The organism is Pontibacter mangrovi (genome assembly GCF_006385705.1).
Classification (GTDB): Bacteria; Bacteroidota; Bacteroidia; order Cytophagales; family Hymenobacteraceae; genus Pontibacter; species Pontibacter mangrovi.
On record NZ_VFRQ01000009.1, the window covers coordinates 44,580 to 58,721 of the forward strand.

Sequence of the window (14,142 nt, forward strand, 5' to 3'; positions counted from 1 at the left end):
GCCTTGGTTAAAGTATGTGATTTGTTCTCTCAGCCTCGACAGAGCCGACCAATGCGGGGACACATTAACGACAGTTTTCGATACGGATTTTCAGTGGGCGATCCACTTTGAACTATCTCAGGAAAACAGTAGCTTGAGTATACAAAAATTTGAAATTAACCTGAAGTAAGAAGTATAGAAGCCACACTTCTGCTTCGCCTCGTTTTCTTTTGCACAAGCCTTTACCCAAACAACCATCGTGACCACCTACCAAACCTTCGAAACAGAGCGGCTGATCCTCAGGCCCACGTCTTACGAGGACGCCCCTTTTATCTTCGAGCTCCTGAACACGCCGGGCTGGCTGAAGTATATCGGGGACCGCAACGTGAAATCGGTGAAAGCTGCCGAAGAGTACATCAAAAGCCGAATAATCCCGCAGTTCGAAAAGCTTGGGTACGGCAACTACACAGTAATCCGGAAAACAGACGGTGCCAAAATCGGCTCCTGCGGCCTCTACGACCGGGAGGGATTAAGCGTGGTGGACATTGGCTTTGCCTTCCTGCCTCAGTTTGGGAATCAAGGGTACGCTTTTGAAGCGGCCAGTAAGCTAAAAGAAGCAGCATCGGAATACTTTGGCCTGCAGCAGATCTGCGCTATCACCACCAAAGATAACCTGGCCAGCCAAAAGCTGCTGGAAAAGCTAGGCCTCCGGTATAATGGCACCGTCACGCTCCCTAGCGACGAGGAGCAACTGCTACTGTATCAGTCTGGCTTAAACCATATTTAAACACCCTTTGTAGACAGAATCTTCTCATTTCTCCCCCGCAGCACAAGGTATACCGCCGGCAGCATCAGGGCCGTTACGGTCAGGCTTACATAATCATACAGCGGCCCCTCCTGCACATTTTGCAGCTGCCAAATGCCAGTGCCTTCAAAGCCATACATCACCCTGTACATTACGTTGCCGCCCCAGTGAAGCCCCAGCGACATCCAGATAGCCCCTGTCTTCAGCACGGTGTAGGCAAAGGCAAGCCCCAGTATGGCAGAGAAAATCATGTTCATCAGATCGAATCCGGCATTCCAGCTATCGTCTAAGGCATAAAGTATGGTAGCCGCCAAAACGTACCAGGCCAGCAGCTGCCGTCGCTTAAAGCAGGAAAACCAGTAGCCGCGTATGGTAATATCGTTGAGGATGGACGAGAAAAACATGGCCAGCAGCGCCTGCCCCAGCATCGGAAGTATAAAACCTGGCGCCATCAGCCCCGCCACCTCAAACTTGCCCAGCCTATAAAAAGCCAGGTACTTTAGCGCATACACCGAAAACCCGATCAAAAAGCCAATGCCCAGGTGCTGCAGCCAGCTCTTGTGGCGCTCCATACCTAAAGATTTTAGCCCCTGCAGTTGCAGCAGATAGCGGCTCACCAGAAAAGCAAGCACAAAAAAGCCCGCCCAGTAGGCAAACCAAAATGGTATGTTTCCGGCATCAAAAAAGCGTGGAACAAGGTTCACATAAAGGCTCAGCAGCAAAAAGCCGAGCAGCCACAGGGCAAGGGGCATTTCCTTTTTCATAGGGAGGAGTTGAGGTATCACTACAAAGATAAGTATATGATTATCATTAACATAACTTAAATTTTATCGTTATTATTTAGTAAAAAATATGGCCTATGAAAAGAGCAAACGTAATACCTGCCGCGTGCCTGGTAGCCTTTGCGCTCTTCTCTGGTTGTGATGAAATCAGGACAAGCGAAGCAGCCGCCGATAAAGGCACTACCAAAGCTGAACAAACCTCCCAGGCAAACCAGCAGGGCGAGGATATGGGGAAAAAGCCGTGGGTGCTGGATATAGAAGAGGCAACGGTGAACAACCCGGACTACCGCCATGTTCGATGGACTGGCGAGCACTTGCAGATGGTGCTCATGTCGCTGAAGCCAGGCGAGGAAATTGACCTGGAGCGGCACGATGATGTGGACCAGTTTCTTAGGATTGAGCAAGGCGAAGCACAGGTACGTATGGGGAAATCCAAAGACGACCTGAGCTTTGACAAAAAAGTGTCGGATCATTGGGCAATATTTATCCCCTCCGGCTATTGGCACCATGTAAAGAACACCGGCAATAAGGAGCTCAAACTATACTCCATCTATGCTCCTGCACAGCACCCGGCCGGCACCGTGCACAAAAATTATAAAGAAGCCCAGGCACACCACGAAAGCCTGGAGCATGATCATTAGCAAATTGAGGTTGAATTATTAAAAGTATTAGCGCCCGCTCTGGCTAAAACCGGAGCGGGCGCTCATACTTTATGCTTCTTGCGGATGCTTACTCGGCAGAGCTAACCTCGGCGGTGCGTTCAATTTTCTTCACCAGCCCCTGCAGCACTTTGCCCGGCCCGCACTCCACAAAGTGCGTGGCCCCGTCGGCCACCATCTGCTGCACCGACTGCGTCCAGCGTACCGGCGCGGTCAGCTGCTTGATCAGGTTCTGCTTGATCTCGGCAGGGTCAGTGTGCGGCTTGGCATCCACGTTCTGGTAGATCGGGCAGATGCCTTGTGCAAACGTCGTCTCTTCAATAGCCTTTGCCAGTTCTTCCTCGGCCGGCTTCATTAGCGGCGAGTGGAACGCACCACCCACGGGCAGCGGCAGGGCGCGCTTGGCACCGGCCTCTTTCATTTTCTCGCAAGCGATCTCAATGCCTTTGTTAGAGCCGGATATCACCAACTGACCAGGGCAGTTATAGTTAGCTGCTACTACCACCTCATCAATAGAGGCACATACTTCTTCTACTTTATCATCCTCCAGACCAAGTATGGCGGCCATGGTTGAGGGATTGGCCTCGCAGGCCGCCTGCATCGCCATCGCTCTTTTGTACACCAGTCGCAAGCCATCCTCAAAGCTCAGCACCTTGCTGGCCACCAGCGCCGAGAACTCGCCCAGCGAGTGTCCCGCTACCATATCCGGCGCAAAATCCTTAGCTACGGCCGCCTGCGCCACAGAGTGCAGGAAAATGGCCGGCTGTGTCACCTTTGTCTGCTTCAGCTCCTCGTCGGTGCCGTTAAACATGATCTCTGTGATGTTGAACCCCAGGATCTCGTTTGCCTTGTCAAACAGCTGCTTTGCCGCCTCGTGCTGCTCATACAGGTCTTTGCCCATGCCTACAAACTGAGAACCCTGTCCTGGGAAAACGTATGCCTTCATTCTTTTTTATTGTTAATTGATAATTGCTGATTGATGCATGCTAAATGGCTGCAATGTTAAATTGATAAATTGCTAAATTGCTAAATGGTTGATAGGTAACTATACAAAGTATAAGACCGGAGTTTCCAGATCTATACTATATCGGAATCAACAATGCAGCAATCAAACAATTTAACCCACAAACCTCGCCCTTTGCTCGGGGCTTGGCAGCATGCAGGATTCTGTGCGGCCAGCTATTAAATAGCGGTTTTTGGCTACCAGCCGGTACACAAAATTGCGGAAAGATAAGGGAATAATGCGGAAAGCAGCAAGTATGGACAGCGGAAAATCGAGGTGGCGGGCAATGCGCAGGGCTGCGTCCGACTCAGTGTAGACCCTGCCGTTCTCGTAGAAAAGTATGGAATCCGGCAAAGGATGGGGGATTTGAGCTTGCGGCACCAGCGCCTCCAGCACCCCGGATTGCAGGGCGGCAAAGTATAAATTCTGGCGTGCGTTATACTTTAAGGCAATCTGTATGCTGCCCTGGCAAAAGCCGCAGGTGCCGTCGTAAAAAACAACGGGCTTATCCTGCAGCTGCTCCAGGTCTGGTAACTTTTTCATTAACGTACAATCTCTACCCAGCCTTTGTAGGTGGCGCGGGCCTTCGCCGGATCCAGTGTATAAAACTCAACTACCGCCTCGTAATAATAAGTGCCGTCGGTCAGTCGGTTGCCGCTATCATCCACCCCAGGCCAGTTTATGTAAAGCCCTTCTCCCTCTGTCACTTTTCCGCTGTCGTATACCTTGTTTCCCCAGCGGTTAAATACCTTAAAGGTCATGCTCTTGATAAAGGCCCGTACTTTTGGCCTGAACACGTCGTTCAGGTTATCGCCGTTCGGGGTGATGATGTTAGGAAGAATAAAGGTGATACAGTTATCATTGCACTCCTCGTTGCTGAACTCGCTCTCGCGCCCGTTTACATCCGTGGCCGTTACCACATAGCACCCCGCATACGACTGCAAACCGCTGTGGGTGTAGGTAGTCTCGGTGGTCGTGTCCAGCTTGGCAAAGTCAGCGTCCAGGCTTGGCCGGAAGTATACGGTATAATAGGCTATCTCATCGGTGCAGTCGCCGGTAATATTAGGCACCCAGGTCAGCACGTTTTCATACGGCGGCTCGGTTGGGCTCTGGTTAAACAGGTTACAGTCAAGCTGCACTATACTTAGCTCCGGCGGGCAAATGTTCTCAGGCAGCGTCACGCATACTTGCTGGCTGTTGTTCAACAGCGGCTCCGGCAAACCCTTTATCTGGTAAGTACCGGCCGTTTGCACATAGTAACAGTACTCCTGCCCCCGCACCAGTTCCTCCCCGTTAAAGGTACCGGTATCGGTATAAGAACCGCCCGTTGCTGTAGCCGACACACTGTCTATCAAAGTATATTCTCCGTCGATCTGGCGGTAAATGTAGTGCTGCAGCACTTGGTTGTTCCAGGGCACGTCATAGGTCCAGCTCAGCCCGATCTGTTTAACATCGCCGGTGTCTGCCGCTGCTTCCAGGTAAACGCTGGAGGCCTCGGAGCTGTCCCGCAGCACGGTGGGCTGCCCGTTCGGCGTCGGGGTCTGGTAAAACTCCAGGCGATAGCGATACGCGTTCTCCACTGTATTCAGGCCATTGTCAACAAACGTGGTATCTGCCATGTTGCGGGTGCGCTTCACCTCGGTAAAGCCAGCGCCGGCTTCCATACCTGTTTTTCTGTAGAGGCGGTACTCCAGCGGAGGCGTCAGCTTCTCTACTTCAATCGGCTGGGCCCACTTCACTGTGATCCTACCGTTCGTCTCGTCCGTCTCATCCACGGTCACGTTCGTCAGGTATGGGATGTCCTGGTCTATCACCACGCAGGTTTCCAGGGATGCCAGGCTTTCGCCAAAGCCCTGCCCCGGGAAGGTGGCATAGATAATATAGCAGTACTCCACACCGGCCTTCAGGCCAGCGCCCTCATTGTCGTCGAAGAAGGTAACCTCGCCCGCGTCTACCTCTCCTATCAGCACATAGCCCGTTGAGGCCGGAACCCCGGTCTGGCACTCGTCAGGCACAAAGTTACTGGGCCCTTCGCGGCGGTAAATGCGGATTTTGTCGGCGTTCTGGCAAGTATAGGAGTTCCAGGTCAGAGTCACGTTTCTGTCAGCGCTCGTCGCATCCAGGTTTTCCGGCGCCGGGCCGATCACGCGAATATTCCAGGGTTGCAGGTCGGCCAGACGTTGCGCTCCGTCAGGCCGCACGTCCTCGGCCCTGAACACCACCTGGTAAGGCGCTTCGCGCACGTCCTCACAGGTAGTACTCCACACCAATTGCCCGGTAGCGCTGCCGGCATTGTCTGTTACTTGCTCAAAAGTAGCGGGCGGCACTATACCGCTACCCGCCACGGTCAGTTTTATCCTGTCACCGTCGGGGTCAGTGGCTTTTACCAGGCCGCGCAGGGTAGTGCCAGCCACCACGCAGGTGTCTTTGGGCTGCAGCACCGGAGGCCGGTTCTCGTTATCTTCTACCTCGATCTGCATGTCGCGCACTACCTCCCCTATCTTCACGGCTCCGCCATTGGGCCCGCGCCGCCATTCCTCTACCACAAAGGCAATGTTATACTCCCCTTCCTTGCAGGGGGCATCCCAAGTAAGTTGGCCCGTGTGGGGGTCTAATGTGAAAAACGCAGGGCCGCTGTCGTCGGAGGTCCGGCAGGAGAAGGTCTGGTCGGGGTTGCTGTAGCCTGGCACCACCGCAATGGTGCCGCTTGGCTGCTGATAACGCGGCGCAATCAACCTGAACACCAGGCTGTCGCCATCGGCATCGTAGGCGCCTGGGTTATGGGTAAACTTGCGGTATAAAGCAGCTTTATCCAGCGGGGCCACGGTTAAAACCGGCGTACTGTTAAAGCCGCGCAGGGCATTAATATCTATCGTAGTGGAGATAAAGAAGGACCGTTGGTCCGAAGGGGCCGCCATGTTCAGAATGCCGTTGTTGCGGTTCTCACCGATCCAGTAGGTCGTATACGTTCCGTCTGCGGGGTAGGTAAACTCCCACTGGAACACCTCTTTGTCAGTGTCGGCACTCACAGGCGTAACCGACTTGCGCGGCACAATGATCGTCGTGTTGCCCACCCCTGTGTAAATAGTCACCGTCGGGTCCTCGGCCTGCGAGAAGTGGTTGGTGTAGATGATCATGGTAAAGAAAAAGCGGCGGGGATTAGGGTTCGGTGTCGTATCCCGCTTGGCGGTGATGTCCCCCGCTCTGATATGAGTAGCATGTGCTTCCGTAAAAGCACCCAACAGCAACAATAGCACCCCCCACAACAAACTACCACGCAGCAGAAACTTCAGGCGTAAAAGGTTAGGCATAGATCAATTGGGTTAGGCAGTAAATATAGTATAATCTTAAACTTACTTTATACTAAAATGTTGTCTTTCTAGAAACGTGTGGGGCAAAAAGAAGCAGATTTAATAAGGTACGGACAGCAATTTAGATTGATTCAAAATATGTAGCCAAAATTGTTTTCTTAGAGCTCTAAATGTACCTTTGGGCGTTAAAAACTAACGCTTAATTCACTTTAACCTATAACAAACACAGATGAATTGGTTTACTAAAACGTTTTCCAGTACAGTCGGGCGAAAGATCGTGATGGCGGTAACGGGACTCTTCCTTTGCTCCTTTCTGGTAGTGCACCTGATCGGTAACCTGCAGTTGTTCCGCAACGACGGTGGAGAAGCCTTTAACCTCTACTCCGATTTCATGGCCCATAACGGTGTGATCCGGTTTATGGAGATTATCCTGGTGCTGGGCTTTGTGTTCCATATCTACGATGCCCTTGTGCTAACCAGGCTAAATAAGGCTGCTCGCCCTATTGGTTACGTAAACAGCCACCCGGAAGAGAACAGCTCCTGGTCTTCCCGCAACATGGGTCTGCTGGGCACTGTGATCCTTGTTTTCCTCATCATCCACCTCTGGAACTTCTTCGTGCCGGCCCGCTTTGAGGCCAACGGCGGCCTGGAGCGGGTCATGATCGAAGACGTAGAGTATCACAACTTGTACTCGGCTGTAGTGCTTGCGTTCCAAAACCCGATCTATGTGGCCATTTACGTGATCTCCATGATCGCCCTGGCCTATCACCTTATTCACGGCTTCCAGAGCGCCTTCCAGACCCTTGGCCTGGACCATAAGAAATATACGCCGTTTATCCAGAAGTTCGGTGTGGCCTTCTCCATTCTCGTGTGCCTTGGCTTTGCCATCATTCCGCTGTATTTCTTCTTCCTTGTGTAATTAAAAGCTATCCATAGTTGCTATGATATTAGAATCACAAATCCCTGGAGGCCCTTTAGCCGAGAAATGGGACAAGCATAAATTTGACGTGAAGCTGGTGAACCCGGCCAACAAGCGTAAGTATGATATCATTGTGGTGGGTACAGGCCTTGCCGGTGCCTCTGCCGCTGCCTCTTTCGGTGAGCTGGGCTACAACGTGAAAGCGTTCTGCTTCCAGGATTCCCCGCGCCGCGCCCACTCCATCGCGGCACAGGGTGGTATCAACGCCGCCAAAAACTACCAGAACGACGGTGACTCTGTTTTCCGCCTGTTCTACGACACGATCAAGGGTGGTGACTACCGTGCCCGCGAGGCCAACGTGTACCGCCTGGCGCAGGTGTCTGTCAACATCATCGACCAGTGCGTGGCGCAAGGTGTTCCTTTCGCGCGTGAGTACGGCGGCCTGCTGGCCAACCGCTCATTCGGTGGTGCGCAGGTGTCGCGTACGTTCTACGCCCGCGGCCAAACGGGACAGCAGCTGCTGCTGGGTGCCTACTCTGCCCTGAACCGCCAGATCGCTTACGGTAAGGTAAAAATGTACCCGCGCACCGAGATGCTGGACCTGGTGATGGTAGACGGCAAAGCACGCGGTATTGTGGTGCGTAACCTGATCACCGGTAAGATCGAGTCGCACAGCGCGCATGCAGTGGTGCTGGCAACAGGCGGTTACGGCAACGTTTTCTACCTCTCTACCAACGCCATGGGCTCTAACGCCACGGCTGCCTGGAGAGCTTATAAGAAAGGTGCCCTGTTTGCTAACCCTTGCTTTACGCAGATTCACCCAACCTGTATCCCGGTTTCCGGCGATTACCAGTCTAAGCTGACGCTGATGTCAGAATCACTGCGTAACGACGGCCGTGTGTGGGTGCCGAAGACAGTGGAGATTGCCCAGCGCCTGCGCAAAGGCGAGATCACTGTAAACGATATCAAAGAAGAAGACCGTGATTACTACCTGGAGCGTAAGTACCCTGCCTTCGGTAACCTGGTGCCGCGCGACGTGGCTTCCCGTAACGCCAAGCTGGTGTGCGACGAAGGACGCGGCGTGGGAGCCTCTGGCCTGGCTGTATACCTCGACTTTGCTGACGCTATCAGACGTGACGGCCAGCCTGCTATCGCGGCTAAGTATGGTAACCTCTTTGAGATGTATCAGAAGATCACCGATGAGAACCCGTACGAAAGACCAATGCGTATCTACCCTGCCGTTCACTATACCATGGGTGGCCTTTGGGTGGATTACAACCTGATGACCAACGTACCAGGCCTGTATGCTGCCGGCGAGGCAAACTTCTCTGACCACGGCGCCAACCGCCTGGGTGCTTCTGCCCTGATGCAGGGTCTGGCTGACGGTTACTTCGTGCTGCCCTATACCATTGGTGATTACCTGGCTAAAATGCCTTACGACAAAGTACCTGTGGATCACCCTGCTTTCGTGGAGGCGGAGCAAAACGTTATCTCTATCAACAACAAGCTGCTTTCCATCAACGGTAATCGCACGGTGGACGATTTCCATAAGGCACTTGGCCACATTATGTGGGAATACTGCGGCATGGCCCGTAACGCCGAAGGCCTGCAGATTGCCAAGCAGGAAATCCGCAAGCTGCGCGACGAGTTCTGGCGCGACGTGAAAGTGGTGGGCGTGAACGAAGAGCTGAACATCACGCTGGAGAAAGCCAACCGCGTGGCCGACTTCCTGGAGCTGGGCGAACTGATGGTAGACGATGCGCTTAACAGAAACGAATCGTGCGGCGGTCACTTCCGGGAGGAGTACCAGACACCGGAGAACGAAGCCCTGCGCGACGACGAGAACTTTGCTTATGTGGCTGCCTGGGAGTTTACAGGCGTGGGCAACGAGCCGGTGCTGCACAAAGAAGAGCTCGAGTTCGAGAACGTGAAACTGACGCAGCGTAGTTATAAATAATTGTTTGGTAATTAGAAATTCAAGATTAGAAAAGTGTTCAACATACAGAATCGGATCTAGTAATTTCTAATTCATAATTTATAATTTCTAATTAAAAAGAAATGGCTGGAAGTAATCCAAATGCTAAACCGATGGACCTTACGCTAAAGGTTTGGCGCCAAAAAGATAGAAATTCCGCAGGTCAGATGGTGACCTACCCTGTCAAGGGCATCTCTCCGGATATGTCTTTCCTGGAGATGATGGACGTACTGAACGAGGACCTGCTCCGCAAAGGCGAAGACCCAATTGCCTTTGACCACGACTGCCGCGAAGGCATTTGTGGTATGTGCAGTCTCTACATCAACGGTCGCCCTCACGGGCCGGAGCGTGGCACGACCACTTGCCAACTGCACATGCGCCACTTCAAAGACGGCGATACCATCACCATTGAGCCTTGGAGAGCTGCCGCTTTCCCGGTGCACAAAGATCTGGTAGTAGATCGTTCTGCCTTTGACCGCATTCAGCAGGCTGGCGGCTATGTGTCTGTTAACACTGGTGGTGTTCCGGATGCCAACGCTATTCCAATTCCGAAATCTATTGCTGACAAAGCCTTTGACGCCGCGACTTGTATTGGTTGCGGCGCTTGCGTAGCGGCCTGCAAAAACGCTTCTGCCATGCTGTTTGTCAGTGCTAAGGTTTCTCAGCTGGCCATGCTGCCGCAAGGACAGACAGAGCGCAAAACACGCGTGGAGAACATGGTGGCCCAGATGGATATTGAAGGATTCGGTTCCTGCACCAACACCGGAGCCTGCGCTGCTGAGTGTCCGGTGGGTATCTCCCTGGAGAACATCGACATGCTGAGACGCGAGTTTATTTACGCCAAGGCTACATCCGAGAGCTTGTAGCGAAAGCGCTATTTAAGTATAAAAAGGCGAGGCAGCTACTGCGCTCGCCTTTTTAGTTTTTAAGAGGATCAAGCAGTTTATTAAAACGAAATTAAACTAACAGCACAGGAGCGGGTTAAATAAAAAAAGAACCGACTTAAGGTTATTGAAACAAGAAAAAAGTATGATCACACTGATATCGGGTACCAACAGGCCCGCATCTAATTCCAGAGCTATTGTAAACCTTTATGCTAATATGCTGCAAGAGCGGGGCATGCCCTCCCAAATACTGGACCTTGCAGACTTACCGGCCGATTTCACCCAGTCTGCCCTGTATGACAACACCGGTAAAAACGAGGCCTTCAACAAGCTTTCTGCCATGGTTGCCAACTCAGACAAGTTCGTTTTTGTGGTGCCGGAGTATAACTCATCCTTTCCGGGGGTGTTGAAGGCCTTTATCGACGGCTTGGATTACCCCTATACTTTTAAAGACAAAAAAGGGGCTTTGATCGGTCTTTCCTCAGGCATGCAAGGCAGTGGCCTGGCACTTAGCCACCTTTCTGACATACTGAATTACCTAGGCATGCACCTGATGGCCATGCGCCTGAAACTGGCCCACATCGAAAAGAACTTTAACGGCAGCCAACTCAGCAATAAGCTATACCAGGAGCTTTTAGAGCAGCACGTAGAACAGTTTTTAAAGTTTTAGTCTCTCATCAGGAAGTATAATACCATCATCAGATCAGTTGTGCGCGCATGAACTTTACAACTTAAAGGCAGCCTCACCCCACCCCTAAAAAGCTACGCTCGCTAGGGATGGGGCTAGTCCAGAAGGGGAATAGGCCTGTAGATACAAAAATTCTGGTGCGCACCGATCAACTGGTAGTAGTATAAAGTATAAAAAAACAGGCCGCAGAAATCTGCGGCCTGTTTTTTTATACTTTATACTTCAGGGGTCAGCTTAGTCCACATTATCGTGCAGGAAGCGGTTGTCGCCCAAAATCTCGTTGTCGTCGTTCAGGTTGAAGCGGGAGATGTTGCGCTCAGAAGAGTGCGCTACTCTGTCCAGGGCCACGTTTCGACGTAGGTAAGCAGGCACCTCCAATTTCTCTTTCATGGCCTCAGAAGTTGTTTCAGAGCTCAGCATACGCAGGCGCTCACGGCGCTCCTCAGCCAGGCGGCGCATACGCTCGCGCTCCTCTTCCGCTTTACGCTGCTGCTCTGCTTCACGCTCCTCACGGGCAGCCTCCTCGCGGTAGTTGTTCTGGAAGCTATCGTTTTGAGAGCTGCCGTCCAGCTCGAACACAATGCGCTGTGGCTGTGGCTGCACAGGTTGCTGCTGCTCTACACGGCGAGGCGCATTGTTTTCGTAGTCCGTCTGCTGCGGGGCAGCAGGCTTTGGCGTAGCCACTGGCGCAGGCGCAACAGGCTTCGGCACGAAGTTGGCAACTTCAGGGGCTACCTCTGGTTTAGCTGGCTCAGCTACTTCAATTTTTTTTTGGCTATCCAGGTCAAACACCGTCTTCTTTGGCTCAATAATGCTCTCCGCGTCGCTGGCAAAACCTGTAGCGATAACCGTTACACGGATGCTCTGGCCCAACGATGCATCAATACCGTGACCGAAGATAACTTCAGCCTCCTGGCCAGCCTTGTCCTGGATATACTCTGTGATTTCAGTCAATTCATCCATTTCCAGTTCAGCCTGCTCCCCTGACATGATAGAAAGCAGAATCTTCTGAGCACCGTGGATGTCAGTATTGTTAAGCAACGGAGAAGAAAGCGCCTCTTCGGCGGCACGCAGGGCACGGCCCTCGCCCTCTGTTGTAGCAGAACCCATCACTGCTGCACCAGAATCTTTCATCACAGTTTTAACGTCCTCAAAGTCCACGTTCACCTCAGCAGTAACGGTGATAATCTCAGCGATAGACTTTGCGGCAGTTGTCAGCACATTGTCGGCTTTGGCAAATGCCTCGCGGATGGTCAGATTGCCGAACATCTCGCGCAGCTTGTCGTTCAGGATCACAAGAATCGTGTCGCAATTCTCGCTTAGTTCCTTCACGCCGTTCTCGGCTGCGGCCTTTTTCTTTCTTCCTTCAAAGGCGAACGGGGCTGTAACGATGCCCACTGTCAGAATGCCCAGTTCTTTGGCAACCCTGGCAATAACAGGAGCCGCGCCGGTACCGGTACCGCCTCCCATACCAGCTGTGATGAACACCATTTTGGTATCGTTGCTCAGCATCTCACGAATCTCCTCCTTGCTCTCCAGGGCGGCCTGTTTACCTTTTTCAGGGTTGGCACCGGCACCAAGTCCTTCGGTCAGGTTTTCACCTATCTGCAGCCTGTTTGGCACAGCAGCGCTCTGCAGCGCCTGCGCATCGGTATTACAGATCACAAACTCTACGTCCTTGATTCCCTGGCTATACATGTGGTTAACGGCATTGCTGCCACCACCTCCCACGCCTATCACCTTAATGATGGACTTACCGCCGGTAGGTAAGTCAAATGCATATGCTGATGTCATACTAATTTCTCCTGCTTATTAATGGGTTGATAAGTTCTTTTTAGTCTATGTCGTCTGATAGGAAGCCTTTGATCTTCTGCAGCAGACCCCCTCCGTTGTTTCCGGAAGGATTTCTCGTTTCTGCGGCCGGTTTGTTATACACCTGTTCCTCTACGTTGTTGTAGCGCTCCACCCGCTGGTCCAGCGGCTGGTAACCTGCCAGCACAAGGCCTACGCTGGTCGCGTACATCGGGCCTTTCACGGCATCTACCTTCGATCTGCCCAGGTGCTCGTTCGGGTAGCCAATGCGGGTATCCATGCCAGTGATGTACTCCACGAGTTGCACCAGGTTCTGCAGTTGTGCCCCCCCGCCGGTTATCACGATGCCGCCGGCCAGGCTGTTCGCGTAGCCTGAGCGCACGATCTCAGCGTATACCAGCTCCACGATCTCCTCCATTCTAGCCTCAATGATATAAGCCAGGTTCTTAATAGAGATTTCCTTCGGTGTGCGGTCGCGCAGCCCGGGAATAGAAACGATCTCGTTCTCGGAAGCCTCATCGGCTATGGCACGGCCAAACTTCACTTTCAGCTGCTCGGCCTGGTTCTGCATCACCATGCACCCCTGCTTTATGTCGGAGGTGATAATATTGCCTCCAAAAGGAAGAACTGCCGTATGGCGGATAATATTGTCTTTGAATATGGCCAGATCCGTTGTGCCGCCGCCAATATCGACTAGCGCCACGCCCGCTTCCTTCTCCTCATCGCTCAGAACCGACATGCTGGAAGCCAGCGGCTCCAGGATCAGCTGTTCCACTTCCAGGCCGGCACGCGCCACGCATTTGTTAATGTTGTTGATGGCGTTAGACTGGGCCGTGATGATATGGAAATTGCCTTCCAGGCGTACGCCGGACATGCCCACCGGGTCCACAATCCCTTCTTCATAGTCCACTTTATACTCCTGCGGCATCACATGGATGATCTCGCTTCCGGGAGGCGTCACCAGACGGTACATATCGTTGGTCAGGCGGTTTACGTCCTCCACCGTTATTTCGTCGTCAGTCACCTGGCGCGTGATGCTGCCATTGTGCTGCAGGCTCTTGATATGCTGCCCTGCAATGCCCACGTTTACCACGCCGATGTTAATCTTGGCCTGCTCCTCTGCCTGGCTAATCGCTTTCTTGATCGCTTCCACCGTCTTGTCGATATTGCTCACAATGCCACGTACCACTCCCTCCGACACCGCTTTGCCCATGCCCAATACCTCGAGCTTGCCAAACTCGTTTCTCCGACCTACAAGTGCGCAAACCTTGGTTGTCCCAATATCCAAGCCTACTACTATTTTGTCGTTCTGCATATCTTTGTCT

At 52.6% G+C, this 14,142-nt stretch carries 12 protein-coding genes; 6 read left to right on the forward strand and 6 right to left on the reverse strand.

Annotated features, from left to right (window positions below; translation table 11 throughout):
• Nucleotides 1-238: 238 nt before the first annotated feature.
• Entirely contained in the window at nt 239-766 is a 528-nt protein-coding gene (locus tag FJM65_RS16025) for a GNAT family N-acetyltransferase (RefSeq protein ID WP_140622569.1), read from the forward strand.
• On the opposite strand, the gene FJM65_RS16030 is transcribed toward FJM65_RS16025, so the two are convergent.
• Nucleotides 763-1,548 carry a CPBP family intramembrane glutamic endopeptidase gene (locus tag FJM65_RS16030; protein ID WP_140622570.1) on the reverse strand — a complete coding sequence of 262 codons (786 nt, stop codon included), beginning with the start codon at nt 1,546-1,548 and terminating at the stop codon, nt 763-765. The genes FJM65_RS16025 and FJM65_RS16030 overlap by 4 nt on opposite strands.
• A gap of 95 nt (nt 1,549-1,643) precedes the next feature.
• On the opposite strand from FJM65_RS16030, the gene FJM65_RS16035 reads away from it, so the two are divergent.
• A complete protein-coding gene (locus FJM65_RS16035) occupies nt 1,644-2,207 on the forward strand; it encodes a cupin domain-containing protein (protein WP_140622571.1) in 564 nt (187 codons plus the stop codon).
• Nucleotides 2,208-2,295: 88 nt separating this feature from the next.
• Here the strand turns inward: FJM65_RS16035 and fabD are convergent, their stop codons facing one another.
• From fabD to FJM65_RS16050, 3 genes are all read right to left on the reverse strand, one after another.
• The gene (gene fabD, locus FJM65_RS16040; RefSeq protein ID WP_140622572.1) at nt 2,296-3,171 is read right to left on the reverse strand and encodes an ACP S-malonyltransferase; all 876 of its coding nucleotides are present in this window, start codon (nt 3,169-3,171) and stop codon (nt 2,296-2,298) included.
• A 171-nt stretch (nt 3,172-3,342) separates the two neighbouring features.
• The gene (locus FJM65_RS16045) at nt 3,343-3,771 is read right to left on the reverse strand and encodes a thiol-disulfide oxidoreductase DCC family protein (protein WP_140622573.1); all 429 of its coding nucleotides are present in this window, start codon (nt 3,769-3,771) and stop codon (nt 3,343-3,345) included.
• Entirely contained in the window at nt 3,771-6,539 is a 2,769-nt protein-coding gene (locus FJM65_RS16050) for a T9SS type B sorting domain-containing protein (protein WP_239022986.1), read from the reverse strand. The genes FJM65_RS16045 and FJM65_RS16050 overlap by 1 nt, the downstream gene beginning before the upstream one ends.
• Nucleotides 6,540-6,768: 229 nt before the next feature.
• Here FJM65_RS16050 and FJM65_RS16055 point away from each other — a divergent pair, with 229 nt between their 5' ends.
• The 4 genes from FJM65_RS16055 to FJM65_RS16070 all read left to right on the forward strand — a co-directional run bounded on the left by FJM65_RS16055 (nt 6,769) and on the right by FJM65_RS16070 (nt 10,987).
• Nucleotides 6,769-7,458 (forward strand): succinate dehydrogenase cytochrome b subunit, encoded by a 690-nt coding sequence (locus FJM65_RS16055; protein WP_140622574.1) that lies wholly within the window; start codon nt 6,769-6,771, stop codon nt 7,456-7,458.
• 22 nt (nt 7,459-7,480) lie between these two features.
• On the forward strand, nt 7,481-9,415 hold the full coding sequence (locus FJM65_RS16060) for a fumarate reductase/succinate dehydrogenase flavoprotein subunit (protein WP_140622575.1): 1,935 nt from the start codon (nt 7,481-7,483) through the stop codon (nt 9,413-9,415).
• A gap of 131 nt (nt 9,416-9,546) precedes the next feature.
• Nucleotides 9,547-10,299, forward strand: coding sequence for a succinate dehydrogenase/fumarate reductase iron-sulfur subunit (locus FJM65_RS16065; RefSeq protein WP_140622576.1), 753 nt, complete (start codon nt 9,547-9,549; stop codon nt 10,297-10,299).
• 163 nt (nt 10,300-10,462) lie between these two features.
• Nucleotides 10,463-10,987, forward strand: coding sequence for an NADPH-dependent FMN reductase (locus FJM65_RS16070; protein WP_140622577.1), 525 nt, complete (start codon nt 10,463-10,465; stop codon nt 10,985-10,987).
• Nucleotides 10,988-11,239: 252 nt separating this feature from the next.
• Here the strand turns inward: FJM65_RS16070 and ftsZ are convergent, their stop codons facing one another.
• Nucleotides 11,240-12,799 (reverse strand): cell division protein FtsZ, encoded by a 1,560-nt coding sequence (gene ftsZ / locus FJM65_RS16075; RefSeq protein ID WP_140622578.1) that lies wholly within the window; start codon nt 12,797-12,799, stop codon nt 11,240-11,242.
• A 40-nt stretch (nt 12,800-12,839) separates the two neighbouring features.
• Entirely contained in the window at nt 12,840-14,132 is a 1,293-nt protein-coding gene (gene ftsA, locus FJM65_RS16080; RefSeq protein ID WP_140622579.1) for a cell division protein FtsA, read from the reverse strand.
• Nucleotides 14,133-14,142 lie beyond the last annotated feature (10 nt).